The sequence below is a fragment of the Halorubrum cibi genome, assembly GCF_900182635.1.
Lineage (GTDB): Archaea > Halobacteriota > Halobacteria > Halobacteriales > Haloferacaceae > Halorubrum > Halorubrum cibi.
This window is the reverse complement of sequence record NZ_FXTD01000003.1, coordinates 202,825-220,517: the sequence shown is the minus strand read 5'-3', so window position 1 is coordinate 220,517 and position 17,693 is coordinate 202,825. Positions and strand designations below refer to the sequence as shown.

At 69.4% G+C, this 17,693-nt stretch carries 22 protein-coding genes and 1 tRNA gene; 11 read left to right on the top strand and 12 right to left on the bottom strand.

Going from position 1 to position 17,693, the window contains the following annotated elements; all coding sequences use genetic code 11:
• Positions 1-73: 73 nt before the first annotated feature.
• The 3 genes from FN829_RS05450 to dph2 all read left to right on the top strand — a co-directional run bounded on the left by FN829_RS05450 (position 74) and on the right by dph2 (position 3,630).
• Positions 74-2,212 carry a hypothetical protein gene (locus tag FN829_RS05450; RefSeq protein ID WP_142985983.1) on the top strand — a complete coding sequence of 713 codons (2,139 nt, stop codon included), beginning with the start codon at positions 74-76 and terminating at the stop codon, positions 2,210-2,212.
• Positions 2,213-2,306: 94 nt separating this feature from the next.
• Positions 2,307-2,456 carry a DUF7557 family protein gene (locus FN829_RS15845; RefSeq protein WP_185955692.1) on the top strand — a complete coding sequence of 50 codons (150 nt, stop codon included), beginning with the start codon at positions 2,307-2,309 and terminating at the stop codon, positions 2,454-2,456.
• A gap of 133 nt (positions 2,457-2,589) precedes the next feature.
• Entirely contained in the window at positions 2,590-3,630 is a 1,041-nt protein-coding gene (gene dph2, locus FN829_RS05445; RefSeq protein WP_142985982.1) for a diphthamide biosynthesis enzyme Dph2, read from the top strand.
• A gap of 226 nt (positions 3,631-3,856) precedes the next feature.
• Here dph2 and FN829_RS05440 read toward each other — a convergent pair whose 3' ends face one another.
• Entirely contained in the window at positions 3,857-4,357 is a 501-nt protein-coding gene (locus FN829_RS05440; protein ID WP_142985981.1) for an SLOG cluster 4 domain-containing protein, read from the bottom strand.
• A gap of 119 nt (positions 4,358-4,476) precedes the next feature.
• Positions 4,477-4,893, bottom strand: coding sequence for a DUF3830 family protein (locus FN829_RS05435; RefSeq protein WP_142985980.1), 417 nt, complete (start codon positions 4,891-4,893; stop codon positions 4,477-4,479).
• Between the two features lie 212 nt (positions 4,894-5,105).
• Between FN829_RS05435 and FN829_RS05430 the strand changes: the two genes are divergently transcribed.
• The 4 genes from FN829_RS05430 to FN829_RS15840 all read left to right on the top strand — a co-directional run bounded on the left by FN829_RS05430 (position 5,106) and on the right by FN829_RS15840 (position 9,711).
• Complete coding sequence (locus FN829_RS05430; protein ID WP_142985979.1) at positions 5,106-5,765, top strand: HAD family hydrolase; 660 nt, start codon at positions 5,106-5,108, stop codon at positions 5,763-5,765.
• A gap of 69 nt (positions 5,766-5,834) precedes the next feature.
• Complete coding sequence (locus tag FN829_RS05425) at positions 5,835-7,010, top strand: MFS transporter (RefSeq protein WP_142985978.1); 1,176 nt, start codon at positions 5,835-5,837, stop codon at positions 7,008-7,010.
• A gap of 120 nt (positions 7,011-7,130) precedes the next feature.
• Positions 7,131-9,497 carry an ATP-dependent DNA helicase gene (locus FN829_RS05420; protein WP_142985977.1) on the top strand — a complete coding sequence of 789 codons (2,367 nt, stop codon included), beginning with the start codon at positions 7,131-7,133 and terminating at the stop codon, positions 9,495-9,497.
• A 61-nt stretch (positions 9,498-9,558) separates the two neighbouring features.
• Entirely contained in the window at positions 9,559-9,711 is a 153-nt protein-coding gene (locus FN829_RS15840) for a hypothetical protein (protein WP_185955691.1), read from the top strand.
• 40 nt (positions 9,712-9,751) lie between these two features.
• Here FN829_RS15840 and FN829_RS05415 read toward each other — a convergent pair whose 3' ends face one another.
• From FN829_RS05415 to FN829_RS05370, 10 genes are all read right to left on the bottom strand, one after another.
• Positions 9,752-10,363, bottom strand: coding sequence for a translation initiation factor IF-2 subunit beta (locus tag FN829_RS05415; RefSeq protein WP_142985976.1), 612 nt, complete (start codon positions 10,361-10,363; stop codon positions 9,752-9,754).
• A 91-nt stretch (positions 10,364-10,454) separates the two neighbouring features.
• A tRNA-Met gene (locus tag FN829_RS05410) sits at positions 10,455-10,529 on the bottom strand.
• A 113-nt stretch (positions 10,530-10,642) separates the two neighbouring features.
• Complete coding sequence (gene ftsY, locus FN829_RS05405; RefSeq protein ID WP_142985975.1) at positions 10,643-11,752, bottom strand: signal recognition particle-docking protein FtsY; 1,110 nt, start codon at positions 11,750-11,752, stop codon at positions 10,643-10,645.
• Between the two features lie 11 nt (positions 11,753-11,763).
• Positions 11,764-12,216 (bottom strand): prefoldin subunit alpha, encoded by a 453-nt coding sequence (gene pfdA / locus FN829_RS05400; RefSeq protein WP_142985974.1) that lies wholly within the window; start codon positions 12,214-12,216, stop codon positions 11,764-11,766.
• Positions 12,216-12,392: a 50S ribosomal protein L18Ae gene (gene rpl18a / locus FN829_RS05395; RefSeq protein ID WP_142985973.1), complete on the bottom strand. Its 177-nt coding sequence runs from the start codon at positions 12,390-12,392 to the stop codon at positions 12,216-12,218. The genes pfdA and rpl18a overlap by 1 nt, the downstream gene beginning before the upstream one ends.
• Before the next feature lie 106 nt (positions 12,393-12,498).
• Complete coding sequence (locus FN829_RS05390; RefSeq protein ID WP_142985972.1) at positions 12,499-13,164, bottom strand: translation initiation factor IF-6; 666 nt, start codon at positions 13,162-13,164, stop codon at positions 12,499-12,501.
• A gap of 1 nt (position 13,165) precedes the next feature.
• Complete coding sequence (locus tag FN829_RS05385; protein WP_066415670.1) at positions 13,166-13,444, bottom strand: 50S ribosomal protein L31e; 279 nt, start codon at positions 13,442-13,444, stop codon at positions 13,166-13,168.
• A complete protein-coding gene (locus FN829_RS05380; protein WP_023498294.1) occupies positions 13,445-13,597 on the bottom strand; it encodes a 50S ribosomal protein L39e in 153 nt (50 codons plus the stop codon). It abuts the gene before it with no gap.
• Positions 13,598-13,731: 134 nt separating this feature from the next.
• Entirely contained in the window at positions 13,732-14,880 is a 1,149-nt protein-coding gene (locus tag FN829_RS05375) for a M20 family metallopeptidase (protein WP_142985971.1), read from the bottom strand.
• Between the two features lie 93 nt (positions 14,881-14,973).
• Positions 14,974-15,258: a DUF357 domain-containing protein gene (locus FN829_RS05370; RefSeq protein ID WP_142985970.1), complete on the bottom strand. Its 285-nt coding sequence runs from the start codon at positions 15,256-15,258 to the stop codon at positions 14,974-14,976.
• 162 nt (positions 15,259-15,420) lie between these two features.
• On the opposite strand from FN829_RS05370, the gene FN829_RS05365 reads away from it, so the two are divergent.
• The 4 genes from FN829_RS05365 to FN829_RS05355 all read left to right on the top strand — a co-directional run bounded on the left by FN829_RS05365 (position 15,421) and on the right by FN829_RS05355 (position 17,688).
• On the top strand, positions 15,421-15,627 hold the full coding sequence (locus FN829_RS05365; RefSeq protein WP_142985969.1) for a DUF4177 domain-containing protein: 207 nt from the start codon (positions 15,421-15,423) through the stop codon (positions 15,625-15,627).
• Positions 15,537-16,592: a hypothetical protein gene (locus FN829_RS05360; RefSeq protein ID WP_394348702.1), complete on the top strand. Its 1,056-nt coding sequence runs from the start codon at positions 15,537-15,539 to the stop codon at positions 16,590-16,592. Before FN829_RS05365 ends, FN829_RS05360 begins: the two co-directional genes overlap by 91 nt.
• Before the next feature lie 110 nt (positions 16,593-16,702).
• The gene (locus tag FN829_RS16365) at positions 16,703-16,834 is read left to right on the top strand and encodes a hypothetical protein (protein ID WP_275542341.1); all 132 of its coding nucleotides are present in this window, start codon (positions 16,703-16,705) and stop codon (positions 16,832-16,834) included.
• Positions 16,835-16,932: 98 nt separating this feature from the next.
• The gene (locus FN829_RS05355; RefSeq protein ID WP_142985967.1) at positions 16,933-17,688 is read left to right on the top strand and encodes a pirin family protein; all 756 of its coding nucleotides are present in this window, start codon (positions 16,933-16,935) and stop codon (positions 17,686-17,688) included.
• Positions 17,689-17,693: the final 5 nt, after the last annotated feature.

Below are 17,693 nucleotides of genomic sequence, written 5' to 3'. Positions count from 1 at the left end.
AGTCCGATCGTCGCGAACTCGCGACCCCGGATCGACCGACAGCGTCATACGCGTCGCGCGAGTCTCGCGTTCGATGACTGGCTCGGACGACGGTCGGCGGGTGACCTTCGAGATGGCGGGCGAGACGCTGTACGTCCGCGACGCGCTCGAGGACGAACGGCTCGCGCTCCGGTTCGACCGGGAGCCGGACCCGCGGCCCGCGCTCGTCGACCTGTTCGCGCTCCCCGTCGACCGGGCGGTGAGCCTCGAGGCCGAGTCGGTGTCGATCCCGAAGTACGCGACGGTGAGCGTCCGCGAGTCGGGTGGGGAGTTCGTCGCCGAACTCTCCGACGACCTCACGCTTCCGCGCGGGTCCTACTGCTTCGACGTCGTCGGGGTGACGAAGGCGTTCGTCCGCGCGGTCGACGTCGAGGTCTCGGCGACCGGGATGGCCGACGGCGGGGCCGTCGAGATCGAGTTCGACGGACCGACGACCGTGACCGTCGGCGGGCGGTCGCTTCACACCCGCCCGGAGGCGACGATGACGGTCCCCGACGACCCGCACGCGCTGATGACGGCGGTGTCGGCGCTCGGCTCGTCGATCGCCGAGCCGTCGCCGGAGCGGTCCTGGCCGACGCTCCGCGGGTACCCGCCCCGAATCGCGCGCGGAGACGAACTCGAGATCCCCGCGCCCCTCGAGACGCCCGACACTGGGGTCGAGATCGCGGTTCCGGCGACGTACGCGGACGTCTACCGGGTCGCGCCGCTGGCGTACTACCTCGGCGCGACCGTCGTCGCCGGCGCGGATCCGGCGCTTCGGCTCGAGACCGGGTACGTCGAACCGCTGCCGACCGAGGGGGTCGCGCTCGAACGCCGGGTCTCGGAGATCCTCGGGACGACGCTGTTTCTGGACTCGCTGGCGCGGACGGAGGGGTACGTCCCCTCCGAGCGGTACGAGTACGAGGCGGTCGGCGGGGAGCTACCGTTCTACCCGCCGGGCCTGGCCGACCGCTCGATGAGCGACCGACTGATGGAGTACCTCGAGGTCGACCCGGAGACCGTCGATCCGTATCTCCCGGACTGGCCGACGACGGCGGTCCTCCGACCGGGACCGTCCGGGATGGAACTGCTCGGCCACCTCGCGCATCTGCTCGCGCCGATCCGGGTTCGCGGATCGCCGGCGACGACGGAACCGAGGTCGGGATCCGGCGACCGGGGACGTACGGCGGTCTCCGATTCACCGGTCGCGGTGGCGACCTCGCCGTCGCTCGCGATCGCGGAGGGAACGCCGAGCCCGGACGACGCCCCGCTCCCCTCCGGTACCGCCGCCCTGAGCGTCGCCGCGTACGAGAACGGCCTCTCCCGATCCCGACCGACGAAGGGCGACCTCCGGGTGGCGTTCGTGGCGGACTCGGACGAGCGAGCCCGAGTCATCGAGCGGGCCATGACGGAGCCGGAGCCGCCCGACGGCGTCGACGCGTGGGAGGCGGCCGTCCGCCCGACTCGCGAGGAGTTCCGCGGTCTGCTCGCCGACCCGGGCGTCGGCCTGTGTCTGTGTTCGCTCCCGACCGACGGGAGCCGCGTCGCCTGCGCCGACGGCGTCGTCGACGTCGCGGATCTCGAGACCGTGCCGACGACGACGGCGTTCGAGCACGCCGGTCGCGTCGCGCCGGCCGCCGCGTCGGTGGAGGTCGGGTCGCTCGGGTCGATCGCCGTCGACGGCGCGCTCGGAGCGACCCGGATCCGGACGCTCGTCGGGCTGCTCGCGACCGCGACGCCGCTCGCGGCGAGCGTCGCGCTCGCGCGGGTCCGCGAGATCGCGGGCGTCCGTCTCGCCGGGGATCCGTCGGCCATCGCGGTCACGCCGGAACGGGCGGGCGCACAGGGGCTGGTCCGGGTACGGTCCGTCTCCGAGACGGAACACGCCGTTTCGTGGCGGTCGCTCCCGTCGGTCGACGCTCGGGTCGGAACGGAGTACCATCCACTCTTCGAGTGGGCGGACACCGTCCCGGAGCTCATCGGCGCGGACCGCGAGGGGCCGCGACCGCTGTCGACCGCCGAGATCCTCGATCTGATCCCCGAGCCCGACAGCGTCGTCGACCTCAACGGCGCGATCGTCTTCGAGCGCGACGGGATCGGCGAGGCCGACGTGCGACGGTCTGCCCGCCGGTCGATCGCGGAGCGGTCGACGTCGCGTGACGAAGGGACGTCCGTCCGGTTCGGCGGGAAGTGACGCCGAGCGCGGAGGCGAACCGTTCGACGGTCGCGCTTCCGCCTCCGCGAACACGACCGTGCGCTTTTGAACCCGAGCGACGAACTCCCCCGACGTGCCCCAGATACACCTCGACGAGTCGACCGTCGAACGGCTCGACGCGCTCCGGCGGGACGACGAGGAGTATGACGAGATCGTGACCGAACTCATCGACGTCTACGAGGCCGAGGAGCTGACGCTGTTCCACGGCGGCGACGTGGAGTAGCGGCCCCGCTCGGAACCGACGGGCCGGGCTCGACCCTCTCCGACGCCCCGACCGTCCCCGCCGAGTCGGCCGTCCCCGACGCCTCGACCGTCGAACGCGCGGTTTAACCGTCCAGACCCACGATCCGATCGACATGAGCGGGTCCACGGAGGGCGACCTCACCAAGACGGGGATGTCGCTGAAACACGACCGAGAGTGGGACTACGAACTCGACCGGATCGTCGAGGCCATCGAGGAGCGGGACGCGAGCAAGGTCGGCCTCCAGTTCCCGGAGGGGCTCAAACGCCGCGGCCCGCAGGTCGCCGACGACCTCCGCGAGGTCGCCCCCGACGACGTGACGTTCATGCTGTCGGGGCAGCCGTGTTACGGCGCCTGCGACCTCGACACCTACCTGATGCGCCGGACGGACGTCTTCGTCCACTTCGGCCACACGCCGATGAAGGAGTCAGACAGCATCGTCTACGTGCCCCTGTTCTCCAACGTCGACCCCTTCCCGATCATGGAGGAGTCGCTCGAGGAGCTGCCCGACCCCGAGGAGGACCCCGACGTGGGGCTCGTCACGACCGCCCAGCACATGAACCGCTTCGAGGAGATGACCGACTGGCTTGAGGAGCGCGGCTACGAGGTCCACACCCGCCGCGGCGACGACCGGCTCACGAAGGAGGGGCAGGTGCTGGGCTGTAACTACGCCTCCGCGGACATCCCCGCCGACCAGGTGCTGTACGTCGGCGGCGGGAAGTTCCACCCGGTCGGTCTCGCGATGGAACACCCGGAGAAGACCGTCGTCATCGCCGATCCCGTCAATAACGCGGTGTCGATCGCCGAACACGACCAGTTCCTCAAACAGCGGTACGCCTCGGTCCACAAGGCGATGGACGCGGAGAAGTGGGGCGTCATCTTCTGTACGAAGATCGGCCAGGGACGCTGGGAGACGGCACAGGAGATCGTCGAGAACAACGAGAACGCCTACCTGATCACGATGGACGAGGTGACCCCCGACCGCCTCCGCAACTTCGACATGGACGCGTTCGTCAACACCGGCTGTCCTCGGATCACGACAGACGACGGCCCGCGGTTCCACAAGCCCATGTTGACCCCCGGCGAGTACGAGGCCGCGATCGGCGAGCGCCCGCTCGACCAGATCGAGTTCGACACGTTCCACGACACCTGGTAGGCGGCCGACCCGACCGCCCCGTCACTCGAACTCCGGCGGGTCGTGGTCGTCGTCGAGGAAGTAGCTGTCCGCGTCGGGTCGAAGTACACCTGGAGCGCCCGTATCGACCCGACGAACGCGGCGAACGAGACCAGACCGAACCCGACGAGGCCGTAGAGGAGGACGATCGCGAGCGACATCGGACCGACTTCTCGGCCGATCCGGTTACCGTTTTCGCCGATGTCGGTCAGGGACTCGAGACCGTCCCCACCGCAGCCTCGACGTGGTCGACCGCGGCGGCCGGCGACGCGACCGCCTCGACGCCGGCCACGTCGTGGGTGTCGAGCCCCGCGACCGCCCGGCCGTGCGCGAGCGCGAGTCCGATCTCCGAGAGCGTCCCCGGGCCGCCGTTCACCGCGATCGCGGCGTCGCCGTTCATCACCACGAGCGCGTTGCGGGCGTGGCCGAGCCCGGTCGCGATGGGGGTCGTGACGTACGGATTCGCATCGGCGCGCCGATCGGTCGGGAGGATCCCGATCGTCTCGGCCCCGTCCCCCGTTTCATCCCTCCTTCTCGTTTCGTCCCCGTCTCTCGCCTCGTGAGCGCCCCGACAGACCGCCTCCATCACGCCGCCGAGGCCGCCGCAGACGACGGCGTGGCCGCGCTCCGCGAGTTCGGCTCCGAGCTCCTCCGCGACCGCCGCCGTGTCCGGCGGGATCGAACCCCCGCCGATGACGCTCACGCGCATGCCGGACCTCCTCCGCGGTAGCACAAAAACCGGCGGTTTCACCGAAGCGGTTCGATCGGTGTCGGTCGCGTCGAGCCGCCCCGATCCACGTCGAATTCTCGACCGGACGCGCGCCGCGACTACGAGTCGACTTCCCTGATCTCGACGTCGTGGACGCCGTCGCGGAGCGTCGCCCGTTCGATCTCGCGGAGCTCCTCCGCGGTCGCGTCGACCGTCGCGAAGTGGTTGCCGGCGAGCTCGCCCGCGGGACTCTTGAAGCAGGTCGGTCCGCAGGGGAGGAGGATCTCCTGTTCGTTCCGATACCCCGGGTACAACAGGAGGTCGCCGCGCGACGGATAGACCGTGTGGTTCTCCCGGGGGATCTCCGGGAGGTCGATCTCGTCGATGTCGATCCAGGTGGCGATCCCGCTCCAACGAACGTGCATGAGCTCCGACTCCAGCGGCAGGAACTCGCGAACCGCCGCGACCGACTCGGGCGCTCGGTCCTCGTGGAGTTCGGCCGTGAACGTGGTTCCGTCGATGTCGATTGCTATCATGGGTAGTGTTCGCGTCGTGTGTGCCGTCATCGCCGGCGATTGTAACCGTGTCGTCGCCGTCGGTCGCGGATCGTCAGGGTCGAAGGGGTGCCGTCGCCGTCAGCGGTGGCGACGAACGTCCCGATATCGGCCCGTTTCCCGGTCGACGCGGCCTTGAACGGCACGCATCTCCGAGGTGAAACGTTTTTACGCGTCGGGCGAGGACGAATCGTATGAGATACGATACCGTCGTCTTCGACAACGACGGTGTTCTCGTCGGCCGCACGCGCTTCGACGTGCTCCGGGAGGCTACCCGGGACGCGTTCGAGGAGTGCGGCGTCGACGACCCCGACCCCGACGACGTAGAGCGGATGACGATCGGCGCTACCCCCGGCAGCGTGGGGACCGTCTGTCAAACGTACGACCTCGATCCCGGATCGTTCTGGCGGACGCGCGACGACGTGGTCTCGAGAGCACAACAGCAGGAGGCGCGCGCGGGCCGCAAGACCCCGTACAACGACCTCGACACCCTCGGCGACCTCGACGTGAAGATGGGGATCGTCTCCTCGAACCAGCAGGCGACCGTCGACTTCCTCGTCGATCACTTCGACGGCTTCGAGGAGTTCGGCGCGGCCTACGGGCGTGAGCCCACGATCCACAGCCTCCAACTCCGGAAACCCAACCCGCACTACCTCGAGCAGGCGCTCGGCGATCTGGACGCCGACTCGGCGCTCTTCGTCGGCGACAACGAGTCCGACGTGAAAGCCGCACAGAACGCGGGAGTCGACTCCGCGTTCATCCGCCGTCCGCACCGCCGCGACTGGGAACTCAACGTCTGGCCGACCTGGGAGATCGAGACGCTGGACGACCTCTTCGACGTCTGTGGCGTGTGACGGCCGAGAGGTCGTTCCGCCGGCGCTGACCGGCCCGTCCGACTGCGGGACCGCCCGACACCGACCGGTATGACCCGGCGGGCCTTCGGCACGCTCTGCGGGCTCGTCTTTCTCATCAACCTCGGACGCGTCGCGTTCGCGCCGCTCGTCCCCACGATCGGTTCCGAGTTCGGGGCGAGCCCCGCGGTCGTCGGCTCCGTCACGACGCTGGTGTGGGTGGGCTCGGCGCTCCCGCGGATCCCGGTCGGTTACCTCCTCACGCGGGTCCCCAGACACTACGTGGTGTTGGGCTCCGGGATCGCGCTCTCCGCGGCGGCGACGTTCACCGGGAGCGCCGGATCCATCCGGGCGCTCCAAGCGGGGGCGCTCTCCATCGGACTCGCCTCCGGGGCGTACTTCGTCGCCGCGGTGCCGCTCGTCGCCGAGCTGTTCCCGAGCGGTCGCGGTCGTGCCATCGGTATCCACGGGGCCGCGAGCCAGCTCGCGGCCGTTATCGCTCCCGGCGTCGTGGTCGGTATCCTCGTCGTCGCGGGGTGGAACGACGTGTTTCGAATACTCGCGACGGCGGCGATCGCCGTCACCGCCGTCCTGTTCGTCGTGCTCCGACGGGAGCCGCTCCCCGAGAGCGCGGGCGCGGACCGGGACTTCCGGTCCGCGTTGCGCCACTGGCGGGTCATCCTCCTCGTGGTCGTCGTCGTGGCCGCCCCCGGATTCGTCTGGCAGGGCGTGTTCAACTTCTACGTCACGTACCTGACCGGGACCAAGGGGCTCTCGACGGGACTCGCGAACACGCTCCTCACGGTCGTCTTCGCGGCCGGACTGCCGGCGTTCTGGTTCGGCGGCCAGCTCGCCGACAGGCTCCCGCAGATCCCGTATCTCCTCGGTATTCTCGTCTCCTTCGGCGGTTCGATCCTCGCGCTCGTCGTCGTCGAATCCGCCGTCATGCTGGTGGTCGCCACCGTCGCGATCGGCTTCGTCGCCCACGCGATGTTTCCCGCTGCCGACACGTTCCTGCTCGACTCGCTTCCCGCCGACAACCGCGCGAGCGCGTACGCCGTCTTCAGCGGGATCGCACTGCTCTTCGAATCGACGGGCAGCGGCACCCTCGGTGTCGCGGCCGAGCGGATCGGGTTCGACGCCGCGTTCGTCGCCGGCGGGGTCGGGGTCCTCGCGGTCGCCGCCGTCCTCGGCGCGCTCCACGTCGGCAGGGGGCTTCCCGGAGGGCGCGGGACCGCGACCGAGTGACCGTGGGGACGTGCCGGTGCGTGAGCGAGTGAGTGACCGTGTTGGTGCGCGGGCGAGCGGTTCCGGTCCGACCGACACGCCTCTGAAGGTTTAACCGGGATGGGGCGTAACCCCGGCGTAGTGACCGACGATCCGCGGTGGGCCGACGTCTTTGGCCACGAGGAGCCGTACCCCGAACAGGCGGACGGCATCGACGCAGCGATCGACGCCGCCGAGGACGGCGGCTTCCTCGCGCTCGAGGGCGCGTGCGGGACCGGCAAGACGATGCTGGCGCTGACCGCCGGGATCGACCGCGTCCGCGATCCGAATTCCGAGTTTGAGCGCGTGTTCGTGCTCACGAGCGTCAAACAGCAGCTCCGCCAGTTCGAGACGGATCTCGAGACGATCAACGCGAACCTCCCGGACGGCTACGACTCCGTCTCCGGGTTGACTCTCGTCGGCAAGGCGGACGTCTGTCCGTACGCCCGCGAGAACCGCGGCGGGATCGACCGCGAGAACGTCTACGAGCGCTGTGAGGGGCTCCGCGAGCGCACTCGGAACCTCGTCGGCGAGGGCGGCGAGACGACCGCCGGCGCTCTCGCGAGCGAGGCGCGGAGCCAACAGGTCGGCCTGCTGGACTCGAGGAACGGGAGCGGCGCGGCCGGAGGCGGATCGACCGACGGCCCCGCCGCCGACTACCTGACCGTCGACGGCGAGCCGACGCCGTACCCCCCGGACACCGAGACGTTCGGCGAGACCGAGTTCTGTCCCTTCTACGCGGGGTTTCTCGACGACGTCCCCGACGACGGCGGCGACCCGGCGGAGGCGGTCCCGTTCGACGCCACCGAGCTCGGCCACGTCGACGCCGAGGAACTCGTCCGCCTCTCGGCGGGCCACGGCTCGTGTCCACACTCGGTGATGGGCGCGCTCGTACCCGAGGTCGAGGTCGTGATCGGCAACTACTACCACGCGTTCGACCCGACCACGGCCGCGACGTTCACGGGCGCGCTGATGGACGACGAGACGTTCCTCGTCTGTGACGAAGCGCACATGCTGGAGCCGCGCGTGCGGGACCTCGTCAGCGACGCGGTCGCCGACGCGAGCCTCCGTGACGCGGTTTCGGAGATCACCCGCATCGTCCAGCCGCTCTCCTTCGAGCGGGAGGGCGCCGAATCCGAGGACGCGGACCTCGTCCGCGGGGAACTCGAGGAGAGCGACGTGACGATCGAGGAACTGGAGGCGGTTCGGGAGTTCTACGGTGACCTCCGGGAGGAGCTGGATCGCCGGGTCACCGCCCATCTCGACCGCGAGCGTCCGGACTGGCGGGCGTCGATGCGCGACCTCGAGGACGACGAGATCCCGCTACGGGACCCCGAGGAGCCCGCCGAGGACGAGATCACGACGTGGGCGGAGGAGGCCGGATACCGCGACCGCGTCTGGTCGCGCGCGCCCGCCGTCGGCGCGACGGTCAAGCGCGTGCTCGACACGCTCGAAGACGAGGACAAACGGCGCGCCGCACCCGGCGTCGGCCGCACCCTCAACGCGTGGTACCGCGAGGGCCACACCGACTTCTTCCGGGCCATCGACCTCGAGCGCACCCGCGACGAGACGGAGCCGCCGGACTCCTGGCGGCGCGCGTACAACGCGAGCCTCGCGCTGTACAACTGCCTCCCGAGCGGGCCGATCGGCGAGCGACTTGGGGAGTTCGGCGGTGGCGTGGTGATGAGCGCGACGCTCGAACCGATGGACGTGTTTCGAGAGGTAACGGGACTCGATCACCTCGCCGAGCGGGGCCGGCCGGTCGTCGAACGGACGTACGGGCTCTCGTTTCCCCCCGAGAACCGCGCGAGCTTCGCGGTCGACGCGCCGAAGTTCACGCACGCCAACCGCGGCGCGCCGGGCGAGCGGACCGAGACCCGGCTCGCCCACCTCGATGCGGTCGAGACGGTCGCGAGTCGCGAGGGGAACGTGCTGGTCGGCGCGCCGAACTACGCCGAGGCGGCGTGGTTCGCCGACGAGCTGGACGTCCGTCTCGAGAAATCGGTGCTGCTCGACGAGTCCTCGGGCGACCGCGAGACCGAGTCGCTCAAGCACGCCTTCTTCGAGGGCGAAGGGAAGGTCCTCGTCACCAGCCTCAGAGGAACGCTCACGGAAGGGGTCGACTACCGCGGGGACCGGCTCGCCGCGGCCGTCGTCTGCGGCGTCCCCATCATCAACACCGCCAGACCCCGAACGCGGGCGGTGATCGCGGCCTACGATAGGCGCTTCGAGTCGGGGTTCGAGACCGCACTCACCGTCCCCGCCGTCAGGAAGGCCCGACAGGCCGTCGGAAGGGTCGTTCGCGGATCCGACGAGCGCGGCCTTCGAGTCCTGCTCGATGCGCGCTACGCCCGGGAGTCCTGGAACGGCGTTCGAAAGTACCTCCCTGACCACGAGCGCGAGGAGTTCCAGCCGGTCAGCACGGACATGCTTTCGCTCGCAATCGACCGGTTCGAGACGGGGAGATAGGGTCGGTCTACCGAACCGATAACGGCCGCTTAACTAACCGCTTCGGAGCCGAGAGGAGCGTATGGCTTCACAGAATCGTTCGCGACTGTATCACGCCGTCTGCCGTGAGTGCCCGTCCGAACAGGTCTTCGAGTCCGCCGACGCGGCCGACGCGTTCGTCACTCGTCACGTCGAGGAGACCGCACACACGGCGCTCGCGGAGCGCGTCGATTGAAACCGACGGACGAGATCGAGTTCGGCGGGCGCGAGCACGGTCAGTTCTCTCGGCGAGCGAACGCGAGGTTGCCCGAGACGTTCTTGATGTACGCTCGGACGGTCTCTCCCTCCTGCGCGCCGGGAACGAAGACGGTGTACTCACCGCGCTCGGCGACGCCGTCGCCCTTGCGGCCCGTACCGACGATCTCCAGCTCGTAGGTGTTGCCCTCCTCGATGGCCTCCTCCTGGCGCTGGGTGTTCGACGTCGTCTGCTTCGCGACCGGTCGGAACGCCCCGCAGGCCTCACAGCGGAGCATGGGCGTCCGATTCTCCGTCTCCAGTCGGGTGTCGGGCAGGCCGCACTCCGAGCAGGTGACGAACGACTCGATGTACGAGTCGATCGCCGCCTGGAAGTCGCGCTCGCGGAAGTTCCCGCTGTATCGCGCGCGGCCGTCCTCGTACTGGCCGGCCGTCCCGAGTTCCTGTTGGATCTTCGAGTGGACGTGCTCGGGGTCGCGGCTCAACGCGTCGGCGATGGCCGAGAGGTTCGTCAGTCGGGTGAACGCGCCGTCCTTCTGTGCTTCGGGGTCGGGGACCGACAGCCGCTCGTCGGACCCGTCGAAGTCCGGGACCGCGTCCATCGCGCGGTCGAGGCTCGATTCGTATTCCATACCCGGACGATGGACTGGACGACGGAAATCGCTTCCGGGTTGAATCGAAACGAGACCATCGACCGTCTCCGGTCGGAACGTCGAAGAGAAGTAGCGGGAGGTAGATTTGAACTACCGATCTCCGGGTTATGAGCCCGGCGGAATCTCCTGGCTATCCCATCCCGCTATCGTGATCAAACCGCGGTGAACTGTTAAGGGTTCTGATCCCGTCGCCGGTGTGCGGTTCGCTCCCGCACACTTTATAAGCGAACGCACAGTCCCGCGAGGGGACCGGCGACCCTACTCCTCGCCGAGCAGGCTGTCGACGAGCGCCTCGGGATCGAATCGCGCCAAGTCGTCGTAGCCCTGGCCGGTCCCTAAAAAGAGGATCGGCTTGCCGGTGACGTACGCGACCGAGATCGCCGCGCCGCCGGAGGAGTCGGCGTCCGCCTTCGTCAACACCGCGCCGTCGATCTCGGCGGCCTCGTTGAACTCCTTGGCGCGGTTGACGGCGTCCTGTCCCGCGACCGCCTCGTCGACGAACAGCGTCATGTCCGGGTCGACGACGCGGTCGATCTTCTCCAGTTGCGCCATCAGGTCGTCGCTCGTGTGGAGCCGGCCCGCGGTGTCGCCGAGGACGACGTCGACGTCGTTCGCCCGCGCGTACTCGACGCCGTCGTAGATCACGGCCGCCGGGTCGCCGCCCTGGTCGTGGGAGATCAGCTCGCGGTCGAGCCGATCGGCGTGTTCCGCGATCTGCTCGTTCGCGCCCGCGCGGTAGGTGTCGCCGTTCGCCAGCACCGAGGAGTAGCCGCGATCCTCGAGCCACTCCGAGAGCTTGGCGATCGTCGTCGTCTTGCCGACGCCGTTGACGCCGGTGAAGACGATCGTCAGCGGCTTCTCGGCCTCCGCGACGCGTTCCTCGAAGTCGAACTGCCCGACCGCGATCACGTCGAGGAGGGCGTCGTGAAGCGCCCGTTCGACCAGCTCGCCGGTCGTCTCGACCTGCTTTCGCGACTCGCCGAGCATCGTCTCGCGCACCGTCTCGAGGATCCGCTCCGCGACGCTCATCTCGACGTCGCTCTCGAGCAACGCCATCTCGAGGTCCCAGAGCGGCTCCTCGAGGTCCTCCTCCTCGATGATTATGCGACCGGTCGCGAAGGCCTTCGCTCGCTGGAAGGTGCTCGGTTCCGCCGAATCGTCCGCGTCCGCCGTCTCCTCGTCGTCGGTCGAGTCCGTCGCGGGCGTCGAGTCGACGGAACCGGTCGCCTCGTCGGCGGTCGCGGACTCCGGCTCCGCGGCCGCGTCGGCTTCGGTTCCGGCCTCGCTCTCGGCAGGTTCCTCGGCGTCCGTGGACTCCTCTACGTCCTCACGGAAGCTGCTCAGCTTGTCCTTCAGTCCGTCGAACACGGTCCGTTACCTCACTCGTCGTCGGCCTGCCCTTGCATCTGCTGCATCTGCTGTTGTTGCATCTGCTGTTGCATCTGCTGGGCCTGCTGTTCGAGCTCCTGGCTCTCGTCTTCCAGCTCGTCGATCTCCGCTTCGGTCTCCTCGATGCGGTCGTCGAGCGCGTCCTGTTTGCGTCGGAGCACGTCGATGGCGTCGTCCTGCTCCTGCTCGGCCGAGTAGTTGCCGCCGAGCGAGACGACGATCTCGTCGATGTCCTGGACCTCCGCGCGGACGTACGCGCCGCCGCCGAGCGGCACCTGGACCGTCGCGCCGGTCTCGAGCGTCTCGATCGCCTCGACGGCGTCGTCGATGTCGCTCTTCTCCTGACGGTACTCCTCGACTTCCGTCTCGAGTACCTCGATCTCCTCGTCGAGCGCCTGAAGCTCCTGGGAGAGCTGCTGGAGCTGCTGTTGTCCGCCGCCCATCATGCCGCGGACACCTCCTCGATCTCGATCTGGGTGCGCTTCCGGTTGTGCTGGCTGCCCACCTGCGTGTAGATGCGCTCGCGCGCGAGGTCCTCGTTCTCCGCGTCGACGTCCTTGGTGAACGGCTGGAAGCCGTCTCTGCTCTGGAACCGTCCGCTCACGGTGTAAGTACTCATGTCCCGTCATGCGATAGGGACAGGGAAGTATCTTCCTAAAAACGGACGACGGAACGGAACCGGAAGAAGCGTCGAAAACGAAGGGAGAGAGCGGGTCCGTCCGCGATCAGTCGATGAACCCGAGCGTCTCCTCGATGCGCCCCAACTCGGGGCCGGTCGTGTCCTCGCCGACGACGTAGCCGTCGTCGCTCGCGACGAGGCCGGATCCGACGAGCGGCGCACCGTAGTTGACCGTCCCGAGGTCCGCCCGGACGTCGAGGGCCTCCTCGACGGCCTGGAGCTCCGACTCGCGGGACTTCGGGTGACAGAGCACGCCGGTGTCGTTCGCGACCGCCGCCGTGCCGACGGTCCGCACGTCCGCGAGGTCGCCGCGCTCGACCGGGACCGAGAGCGTCTCCTTGATCGTCGTGATCGCCTCGCGCGGCAGGTCCGGGTGGACGTACGCGCCGTAGTCGTTGGCTAACACGACGTTGCCGGCGGCGTTGATCCGGCCGGGCAGCTCGTTCACCTCGCGGTCGGCGGCCTCGGCGATCCGCTCCCTCTCCCGATCGGTCGCGCGCTCGGAGACGAGCACGCCGTTCTCGTTGCCGGCCGCGAGCGACCCGACGGTGTTGGAGCCGCCGACGGTGGTCGCGAGCACGTCCGCGCCGAGCTCCGCGCCGAGGTCCTCGGCGAGGTCGTCGTCGACGTCCGGCCTGACCAGGAGGAGGTCGTCGACGACGCGGGCGAAGACCCCCACGTACGACGAGCCGGTGAAGGTCGCCCGTAACACGTTACTCGGCGTGCTCGGCTTCGACGACCGGCTCGCCGTCCTCGACGAACCGGGCCGCGCGGACGCGGAGCTTGCTCGGCGGGTTCTGCCGACCGTTCGCCCAGACGGCCTCGTTGACGGAGGCGTCGAGGATCACGTCCTCGCCGTCGACCGAGAAGTGTTTCGCGAGGTGCTCGCGGACGATCTTCACGGCGTAGTCGGCGCGCTGCTGGACCGGCTTCTCCTTGGCGTCGCGGAGCGGGACGGTGACGACGCGCTCCTCGAAATCACTCGTGCTCATTTACTCGTCGAGGTCGTTCCGGCGCCAGTTGCGCCGCTTGGGGTTTCGCGTGACGTTCATGTCGGTCTTCATCATGACCCACGCGGGGACGCGGGTGTTCTGGCGCTCCGCCTTCGCCAGACGCTTCTTTTTGGCCTTCGATTTGTCTCCCATAGTGGGCCTCACTTCCGCAGGGCCGCATAAAACCCCTTCCATACGACCCCGACGAGCGGCGCGTCGCGGCGGCCGTTCGACCGAAACGCCACGGCGACGGTCCGGTCGCTCGTCGCAGCCGCGCCGCCGTTCGATCACCACTCGCGTTCCGCGAGCGACGCGTACAGCTCCCGACAGCGCTCCAGCACGTCGATCGAGACGCTCTCCGTCTCCGTGTGCGCCTCGCCGGGTTCGGAGGGTCCACAGACGAGACACTCCGTGCCGGCCTCCGAGAGCCACCCCGCGTCCGTGGCGTGCGGTTTGATGACGTGTTCCGGGTGCTCGAGCCCGCGCTCCTCGTGGACTCCGCGTGCGACCGACAGCGCCGCGTCCGCGAACGCGTCGTCGCCACAGCCCATCGGCGGGAGGTCCTGTCCGACCGTCCACTCGACGCCGGGTACCTCCTCCGTGCGCGCGAGGTCCGCCCGCTCGCCCGGGACGGTGCGCTCGTCGATCGTCACCTCACAGCGGTCGGGGATCACGTTCCAGGTGTCGCCGCCGTGGAAGCCCGTGACGACGACGGAGCCCGTCACGTCCTCGCCGAACACCGTCGTCTCGGGCGCGTCGAGGTCGCGGACGACGTCGACCGCGTCGCAGGCGCGGTAGACCGCGTTCTCGCCCGCCTCGGGCTCGGAGGCGTGTGCCGCGTCGCCCGAGGCGACGAGCGTCGACGCCCGCCGGCCCTTGTGGGCGACGGCGACGTCGGTCACGCCCGGCTTCGAGTAGTTCGTCGACCCCTCGGCGACGAGCGCGTGGTCGGGAACGAACCCATCGTCTATCGCGTGTCGAGCGCCCTCGCCGCCCGTCTCCTCGCCGACGAGGGAGGCGACGGCGAGCTCGCGGCCGGCGGGCGGCGTCGCGTCCCGGAACGCGAGCAGGCAGGCGGCGACCGCGCCCTTCATGTCCGCGGATCCGCGGCCGTAGATCCGGCCGTCGCGGCGCTCGACGACGTACTCGCCGTCCGCCCCCTCACCGTTCGTCTGTCGTTCGGCGGGCGGGACCACGTCGTGGTGGCCGACGAGCGCGAGCGTCTCCGCGTCGGGGTCTGTTCCGGCCCCGTGGTCGGCGGGGACGTCGCTCCCGTCGGCTCGCTTGTACGCGATGGCGTTGCCGGCGGCGTCGCGCTCGACGTCGGCGTCGGTCTCCATCCGGAGCCACTCCTCGATGGCGTCGCCGGCGGCGGTCTCGTCCTCGTGGGAGGGGATCGAGACCAGCCGTTCGGTCAGGTCCGCGAGTTCGCTCATACACGCGAATCGGCGGACGGATACATAAATGCGCGCGGGACGGGGCGGTCGGCGAGCGTCACGTCGTGAGCCGGTCGGCGGGGGTCGCGGCGCTCACGTCGTGAACAGCTCGGTGTCCTCAGGGACCGCGAACAGCCCCATCCTGACGCCGGCGTCGAGCCAGCCGTAGCCGTACGAGTAGGACGCGAGCGCGTTGACCGGGTCGTCGTCCGCGCGAAAGTGACGGCCGTCCTCCAGGTACGACTTCGCCATCTCGACGATCTCCGCGGCCGCGACGCCGAGCGGCGTCTCTGCCGGCGGGCGGGGCTCCGCGGCGTCCAGCGCGTCGGCGAGCATCCGCTCGTAGCGGTCCGTCTTCTCCGCGAGGTCGGCGGGCATACCCTCCCGTCCGCGGGGACGACCAAAAGTCATCCACACTCGTTTCCTCGACACGCTCGCCTCCTCCGTCGCTTCGACACGCTCGTCTCCCTCGTCGCTTCGACGTGGAACCGAGTCCCGGTGACACGAGGATATACGCACCTCCGGCGTGTAGCCGTCCGCATGTCGGAACCCGACGACGTTCGGTGGGAGTACGAGACGCTCCGGCCGCCCCGCGACGAGACGCGAAAGGAGGCGACGGACCCGGAGGCGGAGCTGAACGAGCTGGGAGCCGAGGGGTGGGAACTCGTGACGACGATCGACTACGAGGGCGGCGGGAGCAAGTACCTCGTGTTCAAACGACCGGTCGTGCCGAACGGACGGGCATGACCGGCAGGTCGTCCCGTCCGGCGCGCTGGTTCCTGCTGGACGCGAACCGGCTGCTCGTCGCCGGCGTCTCGACGCTCGCCGTGTTCGTGGCGTTCGTCGCGGTCGCCTCCGCCGTCTCGCCGTCGTTCGTCACGCAGCTCGAGTCGGGCGACCCGATCGAGACGATGTTCGGGGCGATGATCACGGTCGTCGTGACCGGCACGACGCTCGTCGTCACGATCGGTCAGCTCGTGCTCACCCAGGAGAACGGCCCGCTTGGCGACCAGCGCGACCGAATGAGCAACTCGATGGACGTTAGGGAGTTCACCGCGGACCTGACCGGCTCGCCGGCCGCGACCGACCCGGCCGCCTTCCTCGACGACCTCGTCCGGACCGCGGCGGACCGAGCCGAGGCCCTTCGCGAATCCGTCTCCGGAAGCGCGGACGCGTCGCTCGAGTCCGACGTGGAGGAGCTCACCGGGGACGTCCGTCGGAACGCCGAACCCGTGAGCGAGCGGCTCGACGGGGCGCGGTTCGGGTCCTTTTCCGTCGTCTCCGCCGCGCTCGGGTTCGAGTACGGGCGACTGATCGGGCGAGTCGAACGGGTGTCGTCGGTACACGCGGCGTCGCTCTCCGATCGCGACCGGGAACTCCTCGGGGAGCTGAAGGGGTCGCTGTCGCTCTTCGGCCCGGCCCGCGAACACGTGAAGACGCTCTACTTCCAGTGGGCGCTCATCGAGCTCTCCCAGCTGATCCTCTACGCGGCGGTGCCCGCGCTGGTCGTCGCGGGCGTCACGCTCGCGGTCGTCGACGCCGCGGCGGTTCCCGGCGCGACGCTCGGGGTCGCCAACGTCGTGCTCGTCGTCGGCGGCGCGTTCGCGGTGACGGTCCTGCCGTTCATGCTGTTCGTCTCGTACGTCCTCCGGATCCTGACGGTCGCGAAGCGGACGCTCGCCATCGAACCGCTGGTCTTGCGCGGGGAGTGACTGGCGGTCGACGCCCGCTTCGGAGGGTCGGCGCCCGCTCCGGACGGTCGCCGTTCCGATCCCGACTCGAAAGCCGACGTTTTATATCCCGGCTGAGCGATGGCTCTCGCATGAGCATCGGCAAGATCCTCAGCGGGGAAGAACTCACCATGCGACGCGCGGGGATCATCATGGTCGGCTGGATCGCGTTCGTCTGTATCGTCTCGGTTCTGCTCCTCCTCTTTACCGCGTTCCGGATCTGAGACGCCGCGGTGCCCGCGTTCGGACACCTCGACCGACGGGAGACACGTCGAGGGGCCGGAGACGTCGTCTATTTGTTTCCCGCGCCCGTACCGTTCCCATGAGCACCGGATCGACGGCGGCGCTTCACACGGCCCCGCGATCGACGGTCGAACAGGATCAGGGGTCGTTCCGAACGCGGTTCAACTTCCCCGGCCGGCTCCGTCCCGACCACGACGACCACGGGTACGGTCCCCTCTCGACCGTCGTCGAGTCGTTCATGGACCCCGGCACCCTGATCCCGATGCACCAGCATCGAAACGAGGAGATCGTCTCGTGGGTGCCCGCGGGCGTGATGCGCCACGACGACCGCGAGGGCAACGAGCTCGTCACCGACGCCGACCACCTCATGGTCATGAACGCCGGCGAGGGGTTCTGGCACGCGGAACGCACCCTCGCCGACGACCCGCCCCTCCGCATGCTCCAGATCTTCGTCCGCCCGCGCGAACTCGACCTCCCCTCCGGGATCCAACACGAACCGCTCCCCGAACCGGTCGCGGGCGAGTGGCGACACCTGTTCGGTCCCGAAAGTTCCGACGCGCCCCTCTCGGTCCGAAACCGTGTCCACCTCCACGACGTCCGCCTCGAGGCGGGCCAACGGGTCGACGTTCCGGCCGGGGACGGTCTCGACACGTACTTCTACGCGTTCGACGGGACCGTCTCCGGCGGCGGGGAGACGTTCGAACCGACCGAGAGCGGCCTGCTCGTCGGCGAAGGGGCCGATCTCACGCTGGTCGCCGACACCGACGCGACCCTGGTCGCGTTCCGCATCGACCCCGACGCACCGGTCACCCGCCAGGGGACGATCGGCCGCTGAACTGG

Bases quoted from the DNA above. Each gene is read 5' to 3' on its own strand.
- FN829_RS05375 (WP_142985971.1), bottom strand. From the start codon at position 14,880: ATGAGCGAACTCGCGGACCTGACCGAACGGCTGGTCTCGATCCCCTCC.
- FN829_RS15840 (WP_185955691.1), top strand. From the start codon at position 9,559: ATGGCTTCACAGAATCGTTCGCGACTGTATCACGCCGTCTGCCGTGAG.
- dph2 (WP_142985982.1), top strand. From the start codon at position 2,590: ATGAGCGGGTCCACGGAGGGCGACCTCACCAAGACGGGGATGTCGCTG.
- FN829_RS05365 (WP_142985969.1), top strand. From the start codon at position 15,421: ATGTCGGAACCCGACGACGTTCGGTGGGAGTACGAGACGCTCCGGCCG.
- FN829_RS05415 (WP_142985976.1), bottom strand. From the start codon at position 10,363: ATGGAATACGAATCGAGCCTCGACCGCGCGATGGACGCGGTCCCGGAC.
- FN829_RS05435 (WP_142985980.1), bottom strand. From the start codon at position 4,893: ATGATAGCAATCGACATCGACGGAACCACGTTCACGGCCGAACTCCAC.
- rpl18a (WP_142985973.1), bottom strand. From the start codon at position 12,392: ATGAGTACTTACACCGTGAGCGGACGGTTCCAGAGCAGAGACGGCTTC.
- FN829_RS05425 (WP_142985978.1), top strand. From the start codon at position 5,835: ATGACCCGGCGGGCCTTCGGCACGCTCTGCGGGCTCGTCTTTCTCATC.
- FN829_RS05450 (WP_142985983.1), top strand. From the start codon at position 74: ATGACTGGCTCGGACGACGGTCGGCGGGTGACCTTCGAGATGGCGGGC.
- pfdA (WP_142985974.1), bottom strand. From the start codon at position 12,216: ATGGGCGGCGGACAACAGCAGCTCCAGCAGCTCTCCCAGGAGCTTCAG.
- FN829_RS05440 (WP_142985981.1), bottom strand. From the start codon at position 4,357: ATGCGCGTGAGCGTCATCGGCGGGGGTTCGATCCCGCCGGACACGGCG.
- FN829_RS05430 (WP_142985979.1), top strand. From the start codon at position 5,106: ATGAGATACGATACCGTCGTCTTCGACAACGACGGTGTTCTCGTCGGC.
- FN829_RS16365 (WP_275542341.1), top strand. From the start codon at position 16,703: ATGAGCATCGGCAAGATCCTCAGCGGGGAAGAACTCACCATGCGACGC.
- FN829_RS05370 (WP_142985970.1), bottom strand. From the start codon at position 15,258: ATGCCCGCCGACCTCGCGGAGAAGACGGACCGCTACGAGCGGATGCTC.
- FN829_RS05385 (WP_066415670.1), bottom strand. From the start codon at position 13,444: ATGAGCACGAGTGATTTCGAGGAGCGCGTCGTCACCGTCCCGCTCCGC.
- FN829_RS05380 (WP_023498294.1), bottom strand. From the start codon at position 13,597: ATGGGAGACAAATCGAAGGCCAAAAAGAAGCGTCTGGCGAAGGCGGAG.
- FN829_RS05355 (WP_142985967.1), top strand. From the start codon at position 16,933: ATGAGCACCGGATCGACGGCGGCGCTTCACACGGCCCCGCGATCGACG.